Source organism: Rhodococcus sp. JVH1, assembly GCF_000280725.2.
Taxonomy (GTDB): Bacteria; Actinomycetota; Actinomycetes; order Mycobacteriales; family Mycobacteriaceae; genus Rhodococcus_F; species Rhodococcus_F jostii_A.
The window spans coordinates 1,634,475-1,657,441 of the sequence record NZ_CP166289.1; the positions used below are offsets into that span (position 1 = coordinate 1,634,475).

Genomic DNA, 22,967 nt, shown 5'->3' on the forward strand with positions numbered 1-22,967 from the left:
CCGAGGTTCCGACATGATGGCCTGTCGGGGCTGTGGGGTTGCCGTGTTCGATCGGGTACTCGATCTCGGTTCGATGCCCGCGGCCGACTTCTTCCCTCCTGTCGGTAGTCCGATCACCGCGGCCGAATCGGCGCACCGCCTGACAATGGCGTTGTGTCGAGAGTGCGGCCTTGCTCAGCTCGTCGACGACGACACCGTTCCGGAGGAGCCACGTGGCGTCGAACCAGAGGCTTTGAGAACGCAAGCATGCACAGCTGTCCGTGCCGTCGCCGATGCCGGATACCTCACGGGCGACACCGTCACCGAGTTCGGCAGCCCACACGGCGGAACATGGTTACCACTGCTCACCTCGCGGGGGTTCCGTGTCGCGACAGACCGCCGGACAGCCTCTGTGGTGATCGATTGCTTCGGGATCATGCACGAACCCGACCAGCGGGTGGCCTTGTCGGCGCGGGCAGCGGCACTCGACCCAGACGGCACCCTGCTCATCCAATTTCATTCTCTCACTACGATTGTGAAGCATCAGCAGTGGACGGCACTCCGGCACGGTCATTTCGCATACTATTCCTTGACCTCACTGCGCCGGTTACTGACCGACGCAGGACTACACCTCACACACGCCTGGGTCTTCGACCTCTATGGCGGCACGGTCTTGGCCGCCGCACGCCGTTCGCCGTGCGCACCCCCGACACCCCGTGTTCATCGCATACTCGCGGATGAGCGCATGACCGGAGTCACGAACCCCGTCACCGTGCAATCCTTGCAACTCGCCGCGGACACGAATGCGACAGCCTTTCGCGACTGGCTGACAGCGATGTCACAGCGGCATTGTCGAGTGTTTGCCTATGGCGCCGCATCTCGGGCCGTACCACTGTTCGCCCACGCGGGCGTCGACCGAGGCCTTGTCGCGGCCGTAGCCGACGCATCCACCGCCAAACAAGGGCGGCGAATGCCCGGCACCGATGTGCCGATCATTTCGCCTGAGCAACTACTTCGCGCTCAGCCGGACAAGGTTGCGCTCACGCTGCCGGATCTACTTCCCGAAGTGTCGCAGCGCTATCCGGAACTCTCCGGACGGTGGGTCCTGCCATCTGAGACGCAACGCGTCCCGGCTCCAGCGCTCGTCGGACCTCGGAGTCGGGAGCACCCGGCGCCGAGACACCCTGATACATACGCGGGCACGCAGATGGGCCGAGACGGCCTGCTCGATTCGCGTTCAACCGCCAGCAACCGAGATGAAGTACAGCCATGACCACCAGCACCCGTCGGATATTGCGAATCGGACCCTTGTATCCACGACCTCCCCTGACGCGCGCGGTCCGCCACTCCGCAGATATCGTTCCGGATTCGCTGCCGGCTCCAAGCCGACCCTTGTCGAGCAAGCGTGCACGAACCTACCTGTTACCGATCGCGACCGACTTCATCGTGCTGTCGATCGTCTGTTCAGTGACACGGATCGATCGTCCCGCGCAGTTCGCAGCGATAATCGTGGCGATCCTGGCGCTCACAGGTGCGTACCACCCCCACCTGACGCTCTCAGTACTCGACACCCTGCCCCGACTTGCACTCGCAAGCACACTGGCAGCAATGGGCACGGCAGTGATCTTGACCCCGAACGGCACATTGGTGGGCGCCGTCAAGCTGGCAGCAGTAACCCTCTTTGCCCTCGTACTGTCCCGCAACGCCACCAACGCGGTCGAACGCTACTTCAGACGGAAGCTCCGCGGTGGTCGTCGAACGGTGATCATCGGTGGAGGACCTGTCGCGAAGATACTGGCGAACAGTATGGTCGCTGAGCCGTCATGTGGACTGCAGTTGATCGGACTTCTCGACGACTCCCTACTCACCGAGACCGCGCACAATGGGAACGTACCGATCACCCCACTGCGAGGGAACCTGTGTGAGTACCTTACGACCCACCACATCGACACGGCGGTACTCGCCTTTCCCCACGCCGTCGACGGCGCGATCATCCACGCGTTGCGTGAATGCGACCGCATCGACTGCGAAATATTCGCAGTTCCCCGACTGTGGGAGCTCACTGCGGTCACCGGCGACATGGAACACATCGGTGCCGTCCCACTGAAGAAGTTTCGGCGAGCGGCACACCGATCGTTCCTGTGGCGGGTGAAGTTATGGATGGGCCGAGTCCTCAGCGCGGCGATGCTTGTAGCGTTGGCCCCGACACTTCTCGCGATCGCCGTCGCGGTGTATTTTTCGGACCGATCGGCACCGGTGTTGTTCAGACAGAAGCGAGTCGGCTTGGACGACCGGATATTCGAACTTCTCAAGTTCCGAACAATGAACCCGGCAAGCGACCACGAATCCGCTACCCACTGGTGCATTGCACATGACGCCAGGATCGGGCGCCTCGGTCGGATCCTACGAGCGACCTCGCTCGACGAATTGCCGCAACTGTGGAATGTAATTCGGGGAGACATGACACTCGTCGGTCCGAGGCCTGAACGTCCCCACTTCGTCGACAAGTTCCGGGCCACGGTTCCCAATTATGCAGCGCGCCACCGCGTACCGACGGGAATAACGGGATGGGCCGCAGTCAACGGCCTACGCGGCGACACGTCGATCGGGAATCGCACCCGCTTCGACAACTACTACATCGAGAATTGGAGCATGTGGTTCGATGTCAAGGTACTACTCCTGACGGCAGTGGCGGTGATCAAACTCGGAGGAAAGTAGCCAGCGACAGATGTGCAATGGCGAAATTCCCCCGGAAAGTGGGCACACAGTACGGCACCCATGGCTACGGCACCCAGGGCGACTCAGCAGTCGACTTGCAACCGAGTCCTTCGCGCCACAACGGTGCGGGATCGCACGGCGAGCCGCTGAACCGCCGCTCTCATCAGGCGCATATCACCAGCAAGAACATCTGCAGGACAGACGAACTCGGGATAGTCACGAGCAATTCGGTGATGGAAGCGAAGCATATCCGACAACTTGCTGACCGTCGATGTCCGACTGCACATGTTGAACGTGGAGTCCCGCCACGCAGCCACGAGTTCGGACATCCCGAAGAACATCCCGAAGGCTGTCACTCGCGCGAACAGATCAACGTCCATGGGGAAAACGAGATCACCGCGGAATCCGCCCACACGATCAAAATGCTCTCGCCTGAACATCGCGGCCGCTGTCGGTCCGAAGTCGGCCGGCCCTCGTCGGACAATTGTCCTCATCAAAGTGCGCGGAGTATGGAGCCCCTCCAAGCCGGGAATCCCCAATCGCGACTCACGCAGCGCCCCGCCCTCGTCGATCACGTCGAACTTGGCGGAGCTGAGAGCTATTGCCGGATCGCCCATTACACGAATTTGCATTTCGAGCGATCCGGGCATCAGGACATCGTCCGCACAGACGACCTTCACCAATCGGCCGGTCGAGAATCCCACTACCCTGTTCCAGTTGGCGCCGATCGGCAGAACGACGTCGTTGCAAAAGACTCGCACCCGTGGGTCGCTGAACGAGCGCGCAATAGATTGTGTGGCGTCTTCGCTCGCATTGTCGAGAATTACCAGATCGATTTCGACGTCCTGGTCGAGGACCGATCGCACCGTCTCTTCGAGAGTGCTGGCGGCGTTATATGCCGGAACGCAGACGGAAACCGTGGCAGCAGCCATCGCTATTCTCCACCAAACCCTCGACGCGAACGACAATCATGATCTCGTTGTGTACCAATGCTTCCTGGTGACAGGACTGCCTTCGATTCTATCACGCGGAGCGGCTCGAGACATCGGGCCGAACGAGCATTGCGAAAGTCCCGCAACGACATCGCGCGTCCGTGCACAGCAATGTAGAGTTTAGTAATCCGGTACCGAATGGACCGGCGTGACAGCGCAATAGCAACGACAGCCGGCGCGACATGAACTTTACGGTGGGTAGTCCACAACTCGACAACACTCGGTCTCTGCGGCTCCATATGACGGGGGCGGAGTGGTTCACGTCGGGACATGGTGGATTGAACCGATACTTCACCGACCTGTATTCCACACTGAATGAACGCCCGGGCGTCGATGTTTCCGCTGCAGCGTTCGGTAAGCCCGAACAGGGCGGGCATTCGTGGGGCCCGGTCGGTGCATCGACACTGCGCCGCGCATATACCGCTTTTCGCGACACCAGCGCTCTACCGCCGGACGCGGTCATCGACCGCCATTTCTGCCTATATGGGCGCTCGGCGATCGGCGCGCATGGCAAACATCCCCTCGTTGTCCACTTTCACGGGCCCTGGGCAGCCGAAAGTCGCATGGTTGGGGCCAGTGAGATCACTGCGCGGTCGAAGTACTGGATCGAACGGCTCCGCTACGCCGGCGCAGACCGCTTCGTCGTGCTGTCCAAGCACTTCCGAAGTCTGCTCGTCGAGTGCTATCGGGTTCCGGAACGCAAGATCAGGGTTATTCCTCCTGGTGTCGATCTCGCCCGCTTTCGCCCATCGGACTCTCCCTCGGCGTCATGCACCATCCTCTGTGTTCGACGCCTCGAGCGGAGGATGGGTATCCATGTTCTGCTCCGGTCGTGGCGAGCCGTCATCGCTGCCCATCCCGACGCCCGCCTGGTGATAGTCGGTACAGGTACCGAAGAATCGGCCCTCCGAGGACAAGCTGCCGAGGCTGGCTACCTGGACTCGATCACATTCGAGGGAACTGCCACCGACGGACGACTGGCTCAGTTGTACGGGCAGGCGGCTCTGACCGTCGTGCCATCCGTTGCGTTGGAAGGGTTCGGGCTCATTGCGCTGGAATCCCTGGCCGCCGGGCGCGCCCCGATCGTGACCGAGTGCGGCGGATTACCTGACTCCGTGCAGGAACTCGACCCTTCCTTGATCGTTCCCCCCGGCGACGCCGATGCGCTCGGAGAGCGCATCGTCCGGGCTCTGGACGGACACATTCCCGGTCCCGGGCAGTGTCGCACTCACGCCGAAACATTCTCCTGGGACGCCGCCTCGCAGCAACACATCTCGATGTACGAGGAACTGGTCTCATGACCAAGGCCCTGTTCATCACACACACAGCCGCACCTTCTGGTGCCGAGTTGGCGACACTTCGATTGGCAATCGCTCTTCGCGACAACGGATCAGGCGACACGGGGCGACGCGTCGATGTCTCGGTGGCCTGTGCTCAGGGCGGGCCAGTCGTCGATCGCATGCGCGAGGCCGGTCTGGAAACCATCATTTTGCCAAACACTTTCGACAGCCGCGCCGTGACCGTCCGAAGCAGGAGCTTGCGCCGACTGATCCTGGGATTCTTCGGACTCGCCAAGATCGGATGGTCGGCTGGCGCGACCGCGAGGGCGACAGGGGCGACAGTTCTCGTCGCAGAAAGTACCAAGGCATTGGTCATCGGCGCAGTCGCTGCGCGACGCGCCGGGATCCCACTTGTATGGCAGGTGCACGACCGGATATCCGCCGAATACTTCGGGGGTCTCCTCGCCGGCGTAGTTCGCGGGCTCGGCTGGGTGTTCAGCCGAGGTTACATCGCCAACAGCAGATCGACGATGAGTACGCTGTTCGCCTGGCACAGGGCAACGCTCGTCGCCTACCCCGGCGTCGAACCGAGCAGGCTTGCCGATCACGTAAGCCAACGTCGCCCATCCGAAACTGTTGTCGTCGCCGTCGGGCGCTTGACGCCCTGGAAAGGGCAGGACGTTTTCCTGCGCGCGCTGGCCGATACGACTGTTCGACCTCAGTGCGTCTATCTCGTCGGAGGGACATTCTTCGGCGAGGAAGCTTTTCGTGAAAGCCTGGAGCGTCTCGCACACGAACTCGACCTTCCAGTGATCTTTACGGGACACGTCGACCACCCTGACGCCTACATGCGGCATGCAGACATTCTGGTGCACTGTTCCGTCATCCCGGAACCGTTCGGTCAGGTCGTTGTGGAGGGGATGAACGCGGGCTGCGCGGTAATCGCCTCGGGCCCAGGCGGCCCGACCGAGATCGTCGAGTCGGGGATCAACGGGCTACTCGTCGACGGCGGTGATCAGGAGCAACTGACAGCGGCGCTGAATACATTGATCGGCGACCGTGAGCTTCGTCGATGTCTTTCGGCAGCGGGCCGACGACGCGCAACTCATTTCGATATTGCCGAGTCCGCTCGCGATATAGCGTCATTTCTCGACACCGTGTCTGCCACGCCGGAACGTAAGCGAGCAGCGCATGGCTGACGACCGACGAGAAAACCACATCGTCACTGTCGTGCGTGACATCGCTTTCGTGAGCTTCGGGAAGTACGGCCAGTATGTGATCACGGTGGTAACGCTTCCGTTGATAGCGCGAGTTCTCGGAACCGAAGGACTCGGGCTTCTCGCGATCGGAATGTCTTCCTACTTCATCGGATCCCTGCTCGTCGATCTCGGGATCACCCAGTTTCTCGCCGCGATGGTCCACAGCGCAGACATCAATCAGCTCCGCGGAAACTATCTCGTAATCCGTGCGGCAATTCTCGGGACCATAGGTGCCGCCTTACTCGCCAGCCTCGTCTACGGCGTCGATATCCACCTTCACATGATTCTGCTCGGGTTGTTCGCCGGCGGCTTCTGGTCCATCTCCGAGGACTGGGTTCTCATAGGGCAAGGACGATTCGGAGCGTCGATGGCATATCAGGGCGTCGGCCGAATCGCGTACCTCGCACTCCTGATGTCGTTGCTCCCGCGCCTGCCCCATCCCTCTGTCGCCATCCTCTGCTTACTCGTGTCGTCCACACTGACCGTCGCACTGACCTGGAGGGACTCTCTCAAGAAGTTCGGCCGCCCATGTCGTCCACGCGAGGTGACGACAATTCTCCGAATGGGAGCACCCGTCCTCACCTCACGTCTGCTCGTAGCAAGCTACGGGCAGGGCGCTGTTGCGGTGTACTCCTCGGTGCTCGACGCGGTGTCCATCGGCCTGTATTCTGCCGGAGATCGGCTGGTGCGAGCCATACAGTCCTTGCTCGATCCAATAGGCTTCGCGCTACTGCCACGCATGGCCCGCCACAGCACCGACGATCAATTCTGGCGACGCGCAACCCAGGCGCTTATCGTATGTCTTTGCGCGGCCGGAGTTGCGACGGTCGCGGTATGGATTGCGGCGCCGGCCCTGATCAACCTCGTCTTCGGAAGCGATTTTTCCGAGGCCATTCCGCTCCTGCGAGTCGAGGTGCTCATACTGCCCGCGACCGCCTTGACGTCATTTGTCACCACCGCGGTCCTACCCGTCAAGCAGGACACGAGCGGCGTCTTGATCGGCGCAACCATCGGAACCTTCGTCGCAGCCGCGTCACTACTCGTCGCTGCACTGACACAATCGGTGTGGGCCCTCGTCTACGGCACATTGTGCTGCGAGTTCTCCGTGGCGCTGTGGTACGTCGTCCGGATGCGGCGACTCGCCGGTCGCGAGCGAAAAGAACGCAATGCCGGCGGCACCGCCACAGAGGTCGCGCTGGTTCACAAGGAGAATCGGCTATGAAGATCCTGTATGTCGGCGACGACTGGGTCGGAAGCAACGCTCGATCGCTCGCCAACGGGTTCCGGCAGGCGGGACACGACGTTGTCGTCGTCGACTCGACGTCGGTGTCACTTCCTCCGCGGCTGTCACCCCCGTGGATCTACGCGAAGGCCACTCGCCGGCGGGCGCGCTGGAGTATCGAAGCCGTTCAATCGCGCATCGATGCCATCGCTGCCGAATTCAAACCCGACATGGTGTTCGGATTCAAGGCCGTCTTCCTCGACCAACGGCGTCTCCTCGACGTCCCGGCGCAGTTCCATGTTCACTACAGCCCCGACGACACCTCCAACCCCTACAACACATCGCCCGGCTACCTGGAACTGGAGAGCGAATGGGACCTCGTCGTCACGACCAAGCGCCACAACGTCCCTGAGCTACTCGAACGTGGTGCGCGCGCCGTCAAGTTCGTGCTCAGCGCATATGACCCTGCGTGGCACCACCTCGCGGCACGACGAGACTCCCGACGATACGTCGTCGGCTTCATCGGAGCCTGCCGTCCCGACCGTCGCGATCGCTTGATCTCACTGGCACGAAAGTACGGCAAGAATTTGCTCGTTCGCGGGCCCGGCTGGTGCCGTGTGCCCGAGTTGCAGGTCACCAGTGCCGAAGTCGCGGGTCCGGTGTACGGAGAGCATTTCGCCTCGGAAATCGCGTCCGTGACGGCGAACCTCGTTCTGCTCAACTCCGACAACCGGGACACACATACCTGCAGAACTTTTGAAGTGCCCGCGTCCGGCGGACTCTTCGTGGGCGAGAGGACGAGCGAACATGCGGAACTTCTGGAGGAGGGCACGGAATGTCTCCTGTTTTCGAACGAGAACGAGTTGGACGAGATCCTGGAATGGTGCGTGATGAGTCCCGGGCAGGCAGAGAAGATTGCAGAGTCGGGTTTCCGGCGGATCGTGGAGGGTAGGCACAGATATGTGGATCGTGCCCGAGAGATCGTCGATGAAATCTGCTGACCATCGAGTATCGGAACGCGAATTATGAGCAACCCCGACTTCGAGATACTGCTCGTCATCGGCGCACTGGCGACAATAGTCGTCGCCGCTGCGTACGTTCACGGTATCGCACGCGTCTTCCTCGTCGCGCAGGCGGCGTACTGGAGCCTGTCCTACGTTGCGCGTCCGATGGTCCTCCTATGGGTGCGACCTCAACCACGGTTCGGTGACAGCATCGCCGATCCACGACTGGTCACAATCGGCTACGACCACGGGATCGCGATGGTGCTGCGGCCCGTTGCGTTCGGCCTGTGGGTGTACGCGATCGTCGTTGTGGCATACGCGGTCTGGAGCCGGCATCGCGCAGGACGTGACCGTGCCGCACGGAATTCCGTGCGATCCGCCGACGACGGGAATCTGATTCCCACACTGTGGACCATCTACGCAATCGGTGTTCTCGGGCGAGTTGTATCGTACGCAGCAGGTTCCACCGCCTCCGCGGGCCAAACACAAAGTCCGAACCCGCTACTCAGCTTCGTGACGCTGATGGCGGTAATCGGTGCCCTGGGGTTGATCGTCTTCTACCGACCGGCCAATCGCAGAGTTGCTCTCGCGGTGATCGGTGCGCTGACCGTCATGGAGTTGATGTGGACCGTCGCAATCGAATCGAAGACACCGATCATGGGCGCCGCGCTCGCGATTGCGGTGCGCTTCGCTCTCACCGGATGGTCCAGGGTCAAGGTCGCCGCGATCGCGGCGATCTCGGTTCTGGGAATAGCCGCGTTCGGCTGGTTGCAGGCCATCAAGGCTTCCGCTCTCGCGCGAGCACAGTCCGAGATGCTTGATGCGAACTATCCCGTAGCCATGCAGCCATTCCTCAGCATCCTGCGCAGATTCGATCTCCTCGAGGCTGCGACGGACAGCTACTACCTTGGCGGACGGCCTTGGCTCACCTTGTCGGACGTCGCACACCATGCGCTCATCAGCATGGTGCCGGAACAGCTCCTCGGGACCGCGAAGTTCCAGTCCGGGACCGCGTGGGCAATCGAAGTTCGCGGGTCGTCTGTCGACATGACCAGGGTGTCCGTCTCACTGGCAGAGGGAAACATCAACGAGGGTTTCGTAGTCGGCGGGTATCTCGGAGTCGTCCTCGGCGTGGTCTTCACCTTCGTACTGGTGCTGGCGGGTGTACGTGCGCTGCATTCACGGCACATCATTCCGATCTCTATGGGTCTCATGCTGATCGAGGTACCCGTCTTCTTCGAGCGAGGAATTCTGGGCAGCATGGAACTCATCGGAAAGTCACTTCAGGTGGCCATTCTGGTCTGGATTGTCTATCTGCTCGTCGGAGAGTACCGAAGGCGTACTGAAGCGTCGTCGAAACAGAAACCGCAGAAACCGCAGAAACCGCCACACACACTCGTCGACGCGGCGCGGTCGAAAGATTGGACTGGCCCGCCGATCTCGCCGATCGGCCGGCCCGCGCAGTCGGCGATCACCCCGCCCTTCACGGTCGGTCCACCGAGAACGCGCGCAGCTCCCGTCTCCTTCGAGCGGGGAATTCTGGGCAGAATCGACCTCCTCGGAAAGTCACTTCAGGTGGCCATTCTCGTCTGGATTGTCTACCTGCTCGCCGGAGAATACCGAAGACGCACTGAAGCGTCGTCGAAACAGAAACCGCAAGAGCCGCCACACACACTCGTCGACGCGGCGGGGTCGAAAGGTTGAAGGACATGCGATTGATCGATTATTTGCACATAGCTCGCCGCCGCTGGATTCTCATCTCGGCGATCACAATTCTCTGTGTGGCGGGCGCCGCCGGCTACAGCTCCATGCAACCGACCACATATCAATCGACCAGCCGACTGTATGTGACGATGGCAACCGGAACGTCGGTGAACGACGTCTACCAGGGTGGTCTAGCCGCCCAGCAGCGAGTGACGTCATACGTAAACCTCGCCGCGAGTTCCAACGTCGCTCAACGCGTCGTCGACCAACTCGGGTTGCCGATGTCTGCCGGCGAGCTGCAGGGCAAGATCTCGGCCTCATTCCCCCCGGCCACCGCGCTGCTGGACGTCACGGTCACCGATTCGACGGCCGAGGGTGCCGTCATGTTGACCGACGCCGTGGTAGCTCAGTTTCGAAGGCTGGTAGACGAATTGGAGACCATCCAGACCGACGCGGCTCCTGCTGCAAGAGTTTCGGTCGTCGATCCGGCCACAGATCCCATCGCGATCAATGGACCCAACTCGCGGCGGCTGCTCGGTATCGGCCTGCTCGCCGGATTGGCGCTCGGTTGTCTGGCGGCGCTTGTGAAGGACCGCATGGACCGCACGATCCGGACATCGCATGAGCTCGGTGAAATTCTGCCGATCCCCGTTCTCGCCATTCTCGATGTCGGGGAACCCGGTGCCATCGGGGAGGCTCGGCGACTGCGCACTCGATTGATCCAGGCGGGTGGTGGCGACAGCGGGATGACAGTGTTGCTCACAAGTCTCTCGGCACGTTCACAACCGGATGTCTCGGTCATGCTCGCGAAGGCATTCGCAGACAGCGGTCGGCGGGTCGTGTTGATCGATGCCGATACCACGGGAGGTGGCATCTCCAACCATCTTCCCGTGTCCGACTCGGGTCTCGCAGACCTCCTGCGCACGACTTCGTCCCCCGTCGACGAGTTGTCTACATGCGCTGACTCCGGGATCAGCGTGCTGGCCATCGGATCTGTCGACGATCGAACCAGTGATCTGCTCGCATCCGAGCGCCTCACCCAGATCGTATCCGCACTCCGTTTCGACTTCGACTACGTCGTCATCGACGCCGCCCCGGTCGGATCTGCCGCCGACGCATTGACGCTCTCCGGGCGTTGCGACGGCACAGTCGCTGTCGTCGAAATGGGAAGATCCACGTCGCCGCAGGTACTCGGCGCACTGGCGACGTTCGATCAAGGTGGATCCCGGCTGATCGGAGCCGTAGCAATATCGAAGAAGCACGCCAACTGGCTCCGCAAGATCTTCCGCCGGCAGAACAGCGGACCAATCCGAACATGGAACACCGGCACGGAACCGCAGAAGGAGGAACCCGCGATCGTCCTCGATGCAACGGCAGACACACTCGAGGCGGACCGGTGACAGACGATGTCCTGAATCGGCGGCGGTTGCTGGCTCGTTCACTGGGTGTCGCTGCAGCACTACCACTGGCGGCTGCCGCGTGTACGTCATCAGCCGAGGAACCGACTGTCGAGTTCACCTCGCCACACGTCTCCGATGTCCCCTCCGCGCGCAACGTCCGGGATTTCGGGGCTGTCGGCGATGGCAAGGCCGACGACACGACGGCGATCGCCACCGCTTGTGCGGTCGGCGAGGGCCCCCTGGTTCTCTACCTGCCCGCCGGTGCTTACCGCGTCACTGCATGGCCTGACCTGCCCGACTACGCCGCTGTCGTCGGGGACGGCAGCGACGTCACGACCATCGGTTACGCCGGGGACGGACCATTGATCACACTTCGAGGAAAGCATCGGGTGAGTTTCAAGCGCCTGGGGATCTACGTGACCGGCGCAACCGGCGCGGCGGTGTCCCTGTCCGAATGCTTCAGATGCTCGTTCGATTCCGTCGTATTCCGCGGCGGACACGTCAGTAGCAACTATCCCGAGTTTGCACAGCAGCGAGGGGTCATACTCGACCAGAACACGGGTGGCACTGCGTTCATCAATTGCGATGTCAACAACTTCGGAATCGGGCTCACGACCAGATGCATTCAGAACTACGTCACCTCCTCGAAGTTTACGAGCAATTACGTCGGAGTCCTGGGGACGGGAAATGATCATAGTGCCGGGCTGTCAATGGTCAACGTCGAATTCGTATCCGACACCGATCCGAACACTACGGACAAGCACGTGTTGATCGACGGAGCGGCAAACGATTGGTGGTTGACAAATGTATGGTTCGAGGGCGCCGACATCGCCCTGTCGATCGGGAATCGCGATCGTGGTGGGCCTGCACAGTTCGGCCTGGTCAACTGCAAGGTCGCAGCACGCTCGGTGTGTATGGACATGGTGTATTGCCGACAGCCCTACCTTGCCAACGTCCAGTTCGATTCGGATATCCAGCGCCCGGCAATCGAAGTCCGCGTCGATCCCGAGGGGTGTCCGGACGGCACCGCTGTCAATCTGCTCTCCAGCACAACTTCCGACATCGATCCGAAATCGTTTCCTGAAGGGTGGAGCGTGACTGGTCGCGGGCAGGTAAGTGGAGTTACCTTCGTAGGAACCGTGATTACTCGCGCAGGCATTGACAGTGCTGACCTCCTGCAGGCGCAATCCCCCGATGGTGAAGTACTTTCCGCGGTTCTGCCGACCGGAGAGTGGCTCGTCGACCGAGCCGACAGTGGAGTCGTGCTGAAGGATTCGGCCGACAACTACTGGAGACTGACGGTCTCGACCGATGGCAGCGTGAAGACCGCCCCGCTCGGTAGGCGCCGACCGACTGGCTAGGCATGCGCCGCTCGCCTCGCGACCCCGAATCACGGTCGGGCCGACAACCTGAATGTGCGCATTCTCCAAAGGCACCGGCCCTGTTCAAGCGTGCACTCTGGATGATCATCATCCTCTTCACCACTGCTGCCGCGATTACGGCGGCGGGCTGGCCTGTCTACGTACATCCGCAGATCGACCCGTTGAGAACAGCGGATGCCATTGTGGTTCTCGGCGGGACTCCGTACGAGCGTTTCGACATCGGCGTCGAATTGGCCGAGCGCGGATACGCACCACAACTCGTCATCTCGAACTCCGTCGGGAGTGGCGACAGGACGATGGACAAGTACTGCCATAGCCACTTCGACTTCGTGGTGAGTTGCTTCGAGCCCGATCCGTGGACGACAAAGGGAGAAGCCCAGGAGATTGGGCGCCGCGCCGCCCAGCAAGGGTGGCATCACATCATCGTCGTGACGTTCACACCCCACATCTCTCGGGCGAGGTACATCGTCGAAAAGTGCTTCGACGGCGAAGTGACAATGGTCGCAAGCCCTACCCCGTCCGGGCTGCCCTTCTGGGCAGGAATGTACATCCGCCAATCCGCCGGATACCTCAATGCCTTCACCGATCGAGGGTGTTGAAATACCAATCACCGTGTAACTCGGTCACAATGCCAGCACGCCATCGACAACTTGCTGCATTCTGCGCCGAAAGATGCTACGAGAAAACAGCTCGGCGTGTTGACGGATTGCAGCTGCGTCATAGATCGAGCCGTCGAACGCGCGCATCGAGCTCACGAAACCAGCCACTATCTCCTCGTCGAGAACGCCGGAGACGAATTGGCCCGTAACATGCGGCACCACGCTGTCGACTGCACCACCTCTGCCGAGCGCAATCACCGGCGTTCCGCAGGCCATGGCCTCCACCGGGACTATTCCGAAATCTTCTACGCCAGGCATGAGCAGCGCACGAGTTCGGCGCAGCAGCTCTAACAGCTGCGCATGCGATACATGCCCCAGGAAGACAACCGTGGGACCCGCAATACTGCGGCAATACTCGAGGCTGCGGCCGTCCCCCGTAACCACGAGGGGCACGCCCGCGGCATTCGCGGCGAGAATTGCCAGATCGGGCCTCTTGTAGGGCACGAGGCGCCCTGCGACCAAGAAGAAATTATCGCGGCGGGTAGCGGGGTCAGGCGTGAATGCATCGGTGTCGACAGGCGGATGAATCACAACCGCATCGCGGCCCCACCACTGTTTGATGCGCTGCGCAACGGTCGTCGAATTCGCCACCAATTGATTCAACAACGGAGCCGCAGCAAGCTCGGCACGTCGCGCTGTCGACGCGAGCATCATCAATGCGGCAGCGCCCGCTCTCCCGCCTGCTTCACCCTCACGGAGTGATTTGTCCCATGCCCAGCGGGCCGGGCTGTGCACATAGGCGATTGTGGCGGCGGAAGTCGCGAAAACGGCTTGGGTCGCAAATGCGTGATGACTGATGATCACCGCGGCAGCATCTCCGATGTCCATTCGTCGGAAGGCATTCGGCATCAACGGCATCAGTGGCGCATAGGACCGCTCACCACCGAGTCGATACAACTGATTGAGCCAAGTGGTCTCCGGCGCCCTCCGCAGTCCCGAGGGGATCCCCGTCGGACGCGCGATCGGCACATGCACGCGCGCATCCGGCCATTGTGCTGACAATTGTTCGACAACATGCTCCGAACCGGCGACTTCGGTAAATCGCTCATGAACGAGCGCGACGCGGGGAGAGGTCATCGAGAATCCCGTTGGGCGTTGCCTGCGGCGGAGGGAGTCACGCTACACACCTTCCTTTCGGATCTGCGCGGGCGACCCGTCGACCAACACCGCCGACAATACCAGCCCGGCTTCAGCGAAAGTCGCATTCCTGCAGGTAGCGACACCTATCCGGGTTCGCCTTCTCTGCCGTCCCCCATGTTTTCGGGACCTCGGTTCGGGTAGGCTTACTCCAAGCTCTCCACCGTCGTCGTCTGGCGTGGCAGATCGACTGCTTCAGTCAGGCTTGCTGGCCAGAGGTGAAAGCATGAAGCCTCCACGATCATTGGTGGTCCTCGTCGCGGCTGGCAAGCTTTATTCGAGGCCCCTCAGGCATCGGATCGGATCGCACCGTGTACCCAGCGCTGGAATCCGGCTTGGCCCTGTGATGGCGGCCGAGCATCGCGTTGCTCTTCGCTCGCCCAGGCTTTCGGACGCGTCGGCGTGGCAAACCCTGCGGATACGGGATCAGCATCTGATCGAGCCGTTCTGGGTGTCGTCTTCGAAATCCTGGTCCAGGCGCCACACCGAGGGCGCCTGGATAGACGAACTTCTACACATGCGCAAGGAGGCCCGCGCAGGCCGCGCATTGCCGCTGGTAATAGAGGTTGAAGGCCGATTCGCCGGTCAGTTCAACGTCGAGCACATCGACTGTGGAGCGCAGAGCGCAGAGGTCGGCGTGTGGATCGATTCCACTCTCACAGGACAGGGCATCGCGCTGGCAGCTGCGAACCTCCTCGCGCAGTATGTGTTCGACATACTCGGATTGCGCCGGGTCACTGCTCCGGTATGCGTCGACAACCAGCCTGCCACCCGGCTCGTACGACAGGTCGGGATGCAGCGAGAGGGCACGATGGCGAGTTATCTCGACGTCGGCGGTCGACGCAAGGATCACGACCTGTGGGCAATTACGTCGACGATGTGGGCGGCCAAGTCGGCCCGGGATTCGAATTCGACCGCGTCGTGATGTCACCCTTGACAAGCTGCGCGGCACGGTCGAAAGCGGCTCTGCTCGCTTCGATCTGGCTTACCGCCCGACCCAGCAATCCAGCCCTCAGTTCCGGAGCGCGCGACCATGTGCTGCGCATCGCGCAGCGAAGTCGGTCGTCGACCTCTTCCCCGTCCAGCCTTACCAACTCGACTCCGGCTTCGAACATCGCGGCCAAGCCCTCGAACTTGTCATTGTAATACCGTGAGGTCGACAGCCCGACAACAGGAATTCCTTGAGACAGGGCGAAGACCGCTACGTGGTAAGCACCCGTGACGATTATCCGGCATCGGGCGATCCGCCGCGAGAGTGATTGCGCACTGGCGAAACGACCTAGGGGCGGTACAACGGAGGGGAACCCGGTGAGGAGTGGCATCGTCGAGCGACGGTCTTCGGCGTCGTACTCGGACACGATCAGCGGAACCAGTCGAGCACCGGATTCGGCGGCCACGTCCCGAACGACGCGACCCAACACTTCCTGCACCTCGGCTCCGACCGGAGAGTAATCCGCAACTCTGAGACACACGCCGATGTCAGTGCCGAGGTCCCCGCGCCGAGTCGAGTAACCGAGTTCCACCGCGTCGTCGCCGGTAACTACGACACGTTCGGCCGGAACACCGAGAGAATGCAATAGTTCAGGGCCCCGCCGTCCTTCGCGAAGCGCGATGAAATCGACCTGCGGAAGCACTCGAGCGGCCTGTTCCAGCAGCGCGGGATCGTGAATCGGGCCTATCCCCTGCCCGACCATCGCGGTAGGGATTCGATGATTCGTTGCATACTCGAGTAAATCGAGTGTGCGCTCGGTCTGGAACCGATCGATATCGGTAAGGTACCCACCGCCGATCGCGAGCACCAAAGATGCGCCGTCGATGGCATTCGGCAGCCGCCCACCGTCACGACTCAGTAGCAACCGTTCCGAATTCGTTGTCATCGCGCCGGACTCACCGTTCGTACCTTTACCCCCGCTCCCGCGAAGGACGACCCGACGTGCCCGCCGCACGAGAGACGCGGGTGCGGCCGCCGCGGATTCCCACCCCTCGAGGAAGGGTCCCGCCGCCTCGGGACCGAAACGGCCGGCCAGCCCTCCCCAACCACGCCGTCTCGGCCAATCGCCGCCTTGCTGATACCGAATCGGCTCCGCGTTCGGCTCATAGGCCTTCAACAGCGACGATCTGCTGGTGAGGACACCGATTGTGGCGTTGGGCCATCGCTCTGCAATCCTGCGCACCGTGACGTTGAGAATCGCCAGGTCACCCTTGTTGTTCAGCCAGTACTCGCCGTTTTCCAGAAGAACACGGATGCTCGATCCGCCGGTCGGCGTTGCGCGGGACTCGCGATTCTCCATATCGGCCCCTTCGGACACTCATTCGCGAGAGGACGGCAGCGACCCCCGAGCGGGTAGCACACTATGTCAGCCCAGTCCGAAAGGGACAGGTAGAGGTCGATTCGACGATACCGCAACCCTTTCCTCCACACCACGGTCCGCTCCCCGACCTCGACATCCACATCCGGCGTGTCGTCGACCGGTTTCTCCCGTTCAGCACAACAGTCGACCTACCAGGTGACACAATTGCGTCGCGATGCATCTCCGAGCCATGGAGGTCGCCATGCCCCTCGAGGACGACGCGGTCAGTCGCTCCTTTTCTCGCTCGAACGAGCTGCAGGCACGGCTGAACAAACTTGTGCCGGGCGGAGCGCATACCTATGCGCGCGGTCCCGACCAGTACCCGGATTACATGGCGCCGGTACTTGTCGGCGGGAAGGGAGCCCGCGTATGGGATGTGGACGGGAACAGTTTCGTCGAATACGGCATGGGTCTCCGGTCCGTGACACTGGGACACGGGTACGCCCCCGTGGTCGACGCCGTGTGTGCGGCCATCTCCCGTGGTACGAACTTCAGCCGTCCGACGGAACTCGAATTGCACGCGGCCGAGGACTTTCTCCAACTCGTTCCCGGTGCAGACATGGTGAAGTTTGCCAAGAACGGGTCCGACGCCACCACTGCGGCGGTCCGCCTCGCCCGAGCTGTGACGGGACGCGAGCTGGTGGCGGTCTGCAATCAACCGTTCTTCTCCGTGGACGACTGGTTCATCGGCACAACCGCAATGAACAGCGGTGTTCCCTCCGATGTCGCCGCCAAGACACGCGGCTTCCGATTCAATGACCTCAATTCACTTGTCTCGGTGTTCGACGAGAATCCACACCGGGTGGCCTGTGTCGTCATGGAGGCAGCCACCGCTACAGCTGAGCCGACACCCGGATACCTCGACGCCGTTCGGTCGCTCTGCGACGAGCGCGGAGCCCTTCTCATCTTCGACGAGATGATCACAGGATTCCGATGGTCACAAGGCGGCGCACAAACGGAGTACGCGGTCACACCCGACTTGTCGTGCTGGGGTAAGGCGATGGGTAACGGCTTCCCGATTTCAGCCCTGGCGGGCAAACGCGAGTACATGGAGTTCGGCGGGCTGAACACGGACCACGACCGGGTCTTCCTCCTGTCCACGACCCACGGACCCGAGTGCGGAGCGCTCGCGGCTTTCCGCGCAGTCGTACACGCCTACGCCACCGAGGATCCGATTTCGCGCATGGAGCAGTCCGGCAGGCGCATCGCCGAAGGAGTCGGCGCAGCCGCTGCAGATATGGGGATTGCGGATTACGTCCAGGTGATCGGCCGGCCTTCATGCCTGATTTTCGTCACGCGTGACCTGAACTATCAGCCATCACAGGAATTCCGGACGCTCTTCCTGCAAGAACTCTTGTCAGGTGGCGTTCTGTGCCAATCGTTTGTCACGTCTGCGGCGCACCGCTCGGCCGACGTCGATCTCACTCTGGAAGTGATCCATCGCGCTCTCGAAATCTACAGTAGGGCAATCGAATCCGGCGGCGTGGCCGGATTTCTCCGTGGCCGCCCCGTCGCCCCTGCACTGCGCCGTTATGCGGCACCCCGCCGGACCGATACATCGGACTGATCGTGCAGCCGCGGGGATCGCTCAGCGCAGCAAGCGCCGCGAGGCGAACTGGCGGAAGTACACGAGCTTCGACGGCTCGACCAGTCCGGGAAGAATGAAGTACCAGACCCGTTCCATGCGACGCGGAAGATCGTCGAAGGCGCCGGTCGCGGTCGCGACCACGTGGGCACCGAGCAGCGACCCGAGCAGGAACGTGGACAGAGTTCCCGCGGAGACGTCGTCTTCCGTGAGGATGTCGCCCTCCTCGACCGCACGTGCGACGAGTCGCTCGAAGCCCTGCTGCCACGAGGCCACCACGTTGCCGTGCGTCCCCTGGTAGTCGCCGATCTCGTGCTGCAGTCGCAGCATGGCCGCGACGATCGGATCGGAACTCGCCGCCTCGATCGCCACGTAGGACAGGGCGACGAGCGCTTCCAGAGCCGGCGTCGGCCCGTCGCTGACGGATGTCATTCCGGCGGTCAGACGGATCTGCCCCTCGTCGATGACGCCGCGCGCCAGGTCTTCCTTGGAACTGAAGTGGAAGTACAACGCACCTTTGGTCACACCGGACTGCTCGATGATTTCGTTGAGACCCGCGTTGGCGTAACCGAGACGTAAGAATACGTCGGCCGCCGCCATGAGGACCGACGCCCGAGTTACCTCTGCTCGAACCTGTCTCGCCATCGACTGCCTCCCGAACAACCCCCCCGACGGGGCGCGCAAACTCCAGCGAACCCTAGCACTTGACAGGCGCAGCCCTAGGGAAGTTGAACCGCGAGTCAGGAAACGAGAACACGTTCACTGAGGTGTCGTACGGGGCCGATCAGTGCCCAGCTGCGGATCCGCCTCGAGATTGGTCAACCCGTTCCAGCACAGGTTGACGAGATGCGCGGCGACGACTTCCTTCGGCGGCGTCCGCTCGTCCAGCCACCACGTGGCGGTGGTGGACACCATCCCGACCAGCGCCTGCGCGTACAGCAGGGCCAGATCGGGATTGAAACCACGCCGCGAGAAGTCGCCGGCCAGGATGTGCCCGACCTGACCGATGGCCTCGTTCAGCAGGCTCGAGTACGTACCGTCCGGTGCCGCCACCGGAGAGTCGCGGACGAGGATGCGGAACCCGTCGGTGTGCTCCTCCACATAGGTGAGCAGCGCCAGCGCCACCCGCTCGACCCGGACCCGGGAGCGATTCTGCTTCAGCGAGGACGTCACCATCTCCAGCAGTCGCGACATCTCCCGATCCACGACGACGGCATAGAGGCCCTCCTTGCCGCCGAAGTGTTCGTAGACGACAGGCTTGGAGACGTGGGCCCGCTGTGCGATCTCCTCGATCGACGTCGCCTCGTACCCTCGCTCGGCAAACAGGGCACGGCCGATCTCGATCAACTGCTCCCGCCGTTGAGTACCGGTCATCCGGGTGCGGACCGCCCTCTCGGGGGTCGCGTCCAACTCCGTGGGTCGGGGCACCGAGGCACCTTCCTTTCCTGACACTCGCGACGACGAAGTGCCGCGGGCAGCGCGGAAACACTGCAGGTAGCACCCACTCTATCGGGACGATCGAGACAAATTTCCGCAGCGGTTCGACGGGCGGCGGGTCGGCATGCGAGGATTCTCTCGCGCAAACGGGCGTGACACCCCGTGTGCGTGGCAATCCGCCGTAGTGTAATGGCAGCACCTCTGATTTTGGTTCAGATAGTTCAGGTTCGAGTCCTGGCGGCGGAGCGGAGCCTGCGGAGCACATTCCTGCAGGTGGAGCTGTCGAGAACAGCAAGAGCGGAACGACTCAGAGGGAGCTTCATGCCAGTGCAGACCGCCGTGGTCGTCCTCGCCGCCGGCGCGGGAACTCGGATGCGGTCGAAGACCCCCAAGGTGTTGCACACTCTGGGCGGACGCACGATGCTGGCGCACTCCCTGTACGCCGCCGCCGAGGTCGATCCGACGCACCTCGTCACCGTCGTCGGGCACGACAAGGAACGCGTCGGGGTCGCCGTCAGCGCCCTCGAGGCCGAACTGGGCCGCCCGATCGCGATCGCCGTCCAGGACGAGCAGAACGGCACCGGACACGCCGTCGAATGCGGCCTGTCCGCCCTGCCCGCCGATTTCCGTGGGACCGTGCTGGTCACCGCCGCGGACGTCCCGCTGCTCGACGGCCGCACGCTGCACGCTCTCGTCGACGAGCACCGCAGCGAGCCGACCCCCTCGGCGGTCACCGTGCTGACGTTCACCGCTCCCGAGCCCCGCGGCTACGGGCGGATCGTCAGACTGCCCCACGACGGTGAGATCGCCGAGATCGTGGAAGAGGCCGACGCCACCGAAGAGCAGGCGGCCATCACCGAGGTCAACGCCGGCGTGTACGCGTTCGACGCCGAGTTCCTGCGCTCCGCGCTCGGGCAGCTCAATGCGAACAACGCGCAGGGCGAGCTGTACCTGACCGACGTCGTCAAGATCGCCCGCAAGGCCGGCGCACCCGTTTTCGCCGCCCACCTGGCCGACTCCGCGAAGGTCGCAGGCGCCAACGATCGCGTCCAGCTGTCGAGGCTGGCTGCCGAACTCAATCGCCGCACCGTCGAGAACTGGATGCGGGCCGGGGTCACCGTCGTCGATCCGTCGACCACCTGGATCGACGTCGGCGTCACACTCGCTCGCGACGTCACCATCCATCCGGGAGTGCAACTGCTCGGCACCACCGCCGTCGGCGAGGACGCCGTGATCGGTCCCGACACCACCCTCACCGACGTGACGGTCGGCGAAGGCGCCAGCGTGGTGCGTACCCACGGCTCGGAATCGACGATCGGCGCGGGCGCCACCGTCGGCCCGTTCTCCTACCTGCGTCCCGGCACCGTCCTCGGGGCGTCCGGCAAGCTCGGCGCCTTCGTCGAGACGAAGAACGCCGACATCGGGGCGCACACCAAAGTTCCTCACCTGACCTACGTGGGCGACGCCACGATCGGCGAGTACAGCAACATCGGTGCGTCGAGCGTGTTCGTCAATTACGACGGCGTCGCCAAGAGCCGTACGGTGGTGGGGTCACACGTCCGGACCGGATCGGACACCATGTTCGTCGCTCCGGTACAGGTCGGTGACGGTGCTTACACCGGCGCCGGCACGGTGCTGCGTTTCGACGTTCCACCGGGGGCACTCGCGGTCTCCGGCGGGAAGCAGCGCAATATTGACGGCTGGGTGCAACGAAATCGCCCCGGTACCGCCGCCGCCGAGGCGGCAGCCGCCGCGGGACTGCACCACAGTTCAGATCTGCACGAAACCGAGAAGCAAGATTTAAAGGATGGCATAGAGCAGTGACCGCGAATTGGATCGACAACCAGAAGAACCTCATGCTTTTTTCTGGTCGCGCGCATCCGGAGCTGGCCGAACAGGTAGCGAAGGAACTCGACGTGCGGGTCACCCCGCAGACTGCCCGTGACTTCGCGAACGGCGAGATCTTCGTCCGTTTCGAGGAGTCGGTCCGCGGCTCCGACGCCTTCGTGTTGCAGAGCCACCCGGCCCCGCTGAACACGTGGGTGATGGAACAGCTGATCATGATCGACGCGCTCAAGCGCGGATCGGCCAAGCGCATCACCGCGATCCTGCCGTTCTACCCGTACGCACGCCAGGACAAGAAGCACCGCGGCCGTGAGCCCATCTCGGCTCGCCTGATCGCCGACCTCCTCAAGACGGCAGGCGCCGACCGCATCATCACGGTCGACCTCCACACCGACCAGATCCAGGGCTTCTTCGACGGCCCCGTCGACCACATGCACGCCCAGGGTCAGCTCGCCGAGTACATCCGCGGCAACTACGGCACCGAGAACATCGCCGTCGTCTCCCCCGACTCCGGTCGCGTCCGGGTCGCCGAGAAGTGGGCCGACACCCTCGGTGGCGCGCCGCTGGCATTCATCCACAAGACGCGCGACCCGCTGGTGCCCAACCAGGTGAAGTCCAACCGCGTCGTCGGTGACGTCGAAGGCCACACCTGCATCCTGATCGACGACATGATCGACACCGGTGGAACCATCGCCGGCGCCGTGAAGATCCTCAAGGAGGCCGGCGCGGGCGACGTGATCATCGCCGCCACCCACGGTGTCCTGTCCGATCCGGCGGCCGAGCGTCTCGCCGCGTGTGGTGCCAAGGAAGTCATCGTCACCAACACGCTCCCGATCGACGAGTCGAAGAAGTTCCCGACCCTCACGGTGCTGTCCATCGCGCCGCTGCTGGCTCGCACCATCAAGGAAGTTTTCGAGAACGGCTCGGTCACGTCGCTGTTCAACGGCAACGCCTAGGCGCTCCGCGCCTGTGAGTGGTTGACGAGTCCAGAGACTCGTCAACCACTCACAGGC

General features: G+C 62.6%; 19 protein-coding genes and 1 tRNA gene. 15 read left to right on the forward strand and 5 right to left on the reverse strand.

Annotated elements, in window-relative coordinates; translation table 11 throughout:
• Positions 1 to 13: 13 nt before the first annotated feature.
• Both JVH1_RS07660 and JVH1_RS07665 read left to right on the forward strand, forming a co-directional pair.
• Positions 14 to 1,252 (forward strand): methyltransferase domain-containing protein, encoded by a 1,239-nt coding sequence (locus JVH1_RS07660; RefSeq protein ID WP_083849874.1) that lies wholly within the window; start codon positions 14 to 16, stop codon positions 1,250 to 1,252.
• Entirely contained in the window at positions 1,249 to 2,697 is a 1,449-nt protein-coding gene (locus tag JVH1_RS07665) for a sugar transferase (protein ID WP_009478982.1), read from the forward strand. The genes JVH1_RS07660 and JVH1_RS07665 overlap by 4 nt, the downstream gene beginning before the upstream one ends.
• 83 nt (positions 2,698 to 2,780) lie before the next feature.
• Here the strand turns inward: JVH1_RS07665 and JVH1_RS07670 are convergent, their stop codons facing one another.
• Positions 2,781 to 3,629, reverse strand: a complete 849-nt coding sequence (locus JVH1_RS07670; protein ID WP_009478981.1) for a glycosyltransferase family 2 protein — start codon at positions 3,627 to 3,629, stop codon at positions 2,781 to 2,783.
• Positions 3,630 to 3,928: 299 nt separating this feature from the next.
• On the opposite strand from JVH1_RS07670, the gene JVH1_RS07675 reads away from it, so the two are divergent.
• Genes JVH1_RS07675 through JVH1_RS07710 form a run of 8 tightly spaced genes read left to right on the forward strand, consistent with a single transcriptional unit; the run spans position 3,929 to position 13,539 of the window.
• Entirely contained in the window at positions 3,929 to 4,990 is a 1,062-nt protein-coding gene (locus JVH1_RS07675; protein ID WP_043781842.1) for a glycosyltransferase family 4 protein, read from the forward strand.
• Complete coding sequence (locus JVH1_RS07680) at positions 4,987 to 6,168, forward strand: glycosyltransferase family 4 protein (RefSeq protein ID WP_043781840.1); 1,182 nt, start codon at positions 4,987 to 4,989, stop codon at positions 6,166 to 6,168. Before JVH1_RS07675 ends, JVH1_RS07680 begins: the two co-directional genes overlap by 4 nt.
• Entirely contained in the window at positions 6,161 to 7,450 is a 1,290-nt protein-coding gene (locus JVH1_RS07685) for a lipopolysaccharide biosynthesis protein (RefSeq protein ID WP_009478980.1), read from the forward strand. Before JVH1_RS07680 ends, JVH1_RS07685 begins: the two co-directional genes overlap by 8 nt.
• A complete protein-coding gene (locus tag JVH1_RS07690) occupies positions 7,447 to 8,451 on the forward strand; it encodes a glycosyltransferase (protein WP_009478979.1) in 1,005 nt (334 codons plus the stop codon). The genes JVH1_RS07685 and JVH1_RS07690 overlap by 4 nt, the downstream gene beginning before the upstream one ends.
• 24 nt (positions 8,452 to 8,475) lie before the next feature.
• The gene (locus tag JVH1_RS07695; RefSeq protein ID WP_009478978.1) at positions 8,476 to 10,158 is read left to right on the forward strand and encodes a hypothetical protein; all 1,683 of its coding nucleotides are present in this window, start codon (positions 8,476 to 8,478) and stop codon (positions 10,156 to 10,158) included.
• A 5-nt stretch (positions 10,159 to 10,163) separates the two neighbouring features.
• Entirely contained in the window at positions 10,164 to 11,558 is a 1,395-nt protein-coding gene (locus JVH1_RS07700) for a polysaccharide biosynthesis tyrosine autokinase (protein WP_043781836.1), read from the forward strand.
• Entirely contained in the window at positions 11,555 to 12,919 is a 1,365-nt protein-coding gene (locus JVH1_RS07705) for a glycosyl hydrolase family 28-related protein (RefSeq protein WP_009478976.1), read from the forward strand. The genes JVH1_RS07700 and JVH1_RS07705 overlap by 4 nt, the downstream gene beginning before the upstream one ends.
• 2 nt (positions 12,920 to 12,921) lie before the next feature.
• Entirely contained in the window at positions 12,922 to 13,539 is a 618-nt protein-coding gene (locus JVH1_RS07710; protein WP_043781833.1) for a YdcF family protein, read from the forward strand.
• A 24-nt stretch (positions 13,540 to 13,563) separates the two neighbouring features.
• Here the strand turns inward: JVH1_RS07710 and JVH1_RS07715 are convergent, their stop codons facing one another.
• Positions 13,564 to 14,676: a glycosyltransferase gene (locus JVH1_RS07715; RefSeq protein ID WP_009478974.1), complete on the reverse strand. Its 1,113-nt coding sequence runs from the start codon at positions 14,674 to 14,676 to the stop codon at positions 13,564 to 13,566.
• 286 nt (positions 14,677 to 14,962) lie between these two features.
• Between JVH1_RS07715 and JVH1_RS07720 the strand changes: the two genes are divergently transcribed.
• On the forward strand, positions 14,963 to 15,661 hold the full coding sequence (locus JVH1_RS07720; RefSeq protein WP_083849873.1) for a GNAT family N-acetyltransferase: 699 nt from the start codon (positions 14,963 to 14,965) through the stop codon (positions 15,659 to 15,661).
• Here JVH1_RS07720 and JVH1_RS07725 read toward each other — a convergent pair.
• The gene (locus JVH1_RS07725; RefSeq protein WP_043781827.1) at positions 15,603 to 17,027 is read right to left on the reverse strand and encodes a polysaccharide pyruvyl transferase family protein; all 1,425 of its coding nucleotides are present in this window, start codon (positions 17,025 to 17,027) and stop codon (positions 15,603 to 15,605) included. The genes JVH1_RS07720 and JVH1_RS07725 overlap by 59 nt on opposite strands.
• A gap of 250 nt (positions 17,028 to 17,277) precedes the next feature.
• Between JVH1_RS07725 and JVH1_RS07730 the strand changes: the two genes are divergently transcribed.
• Complete coding sequence (locus JVH1_RS07730; protein WP_043781824.1) at positions 17,278 to 18,654, forward strand: glutamate-1-semialdehyde 2,1-aminomutase; 1,377 nt, start codon at positions 17,278 to 17,280, stop codon at positions 18,652 to 18,654.
• A gap of 21 nt (positions 18,655 to 18,675) precedes the next feature.
• Here the strand turns inward: JVH1_RS07730 and JVH1_RS07735 are convergent, their stop codons facing one another.
• Both JVH1_RS07735 and JVH1_RS07740 read right to left on the reverse strand, forming a co-directional pair.
• A complete protein-coding gene (locus JVH1_RS07735) occupies positions 18,676 to 19,317 on the reverse strand; it encodes a ScbR family autoregulator-binding transcription factor (RefSeq protein ID WP_009478970.1) in 642 nt (213 codons plus the stop codon).
• Positions 19,318 to 19,431: 114 nt separating this feature from the next.
• Positions 19,432 to 20,046 carry a TetR/AcrR family transcriptional regulator gene (locus tag JVH1_RS07740; protein ID WP_206031502.1) on the reverse strand — a complete coding sequence of 205 codons (615 nt, stop codon included), beginning with the start codon at positions 20,044 to 20,046 and terminating at the stop codon, positions 19,432 to 19,434.
• Positions 20,047 to 20,284: 238 nt separating this feature from the next.
• Between JVH1_RS07740 and JVH1_RS07745 the strand changes: the two genes are divergently transcribed.
• From JVH1_RS07745 to JVH1_RS07755, 3 genes are all read left to right on the forward strand, one after another.
• Positions 20,285 to 20,355 (forward strand) — tRNA-Gln (locus JVH1_RS07745).
• 75 nt (positions 20,356 to 20,430) lie between these two features.
• Positions 20,431 to 21,933: a bifunctional UDP-N-acetylglucosamine diphosphorylase/glucosamine-1-phosphate N-acetyltransferase GlmU gene (gene glmU / locus JVH1_RS07750; protein ID WP_043781821.1), complete on the forward strand. Its 1,503-nt coding sequence runs from the start codon at positions 20,431 to 20,433 to the stop codon at positions 21,931 to 21,933.
• The gene (locus JVH1_RS07755; RefSeq protein ID WP_005238800.1) at positions 21,930 to 22,910 is read left to right on the forward strand and encodes a ribose-phosphate diphosphokinase; all 981 of its coding nucleotides are present in this window, start codon (positions 21,930 to 21,932) and stop codon (positions 22,908 to 22,910) included. Before glmU ends, JVH1_RS07755 begins: the two co-directional genes overlap by 4 nt.
• The last annotated feature ends 57 nt before the right edge of the window (positions 22,911 to 22,967 follow it).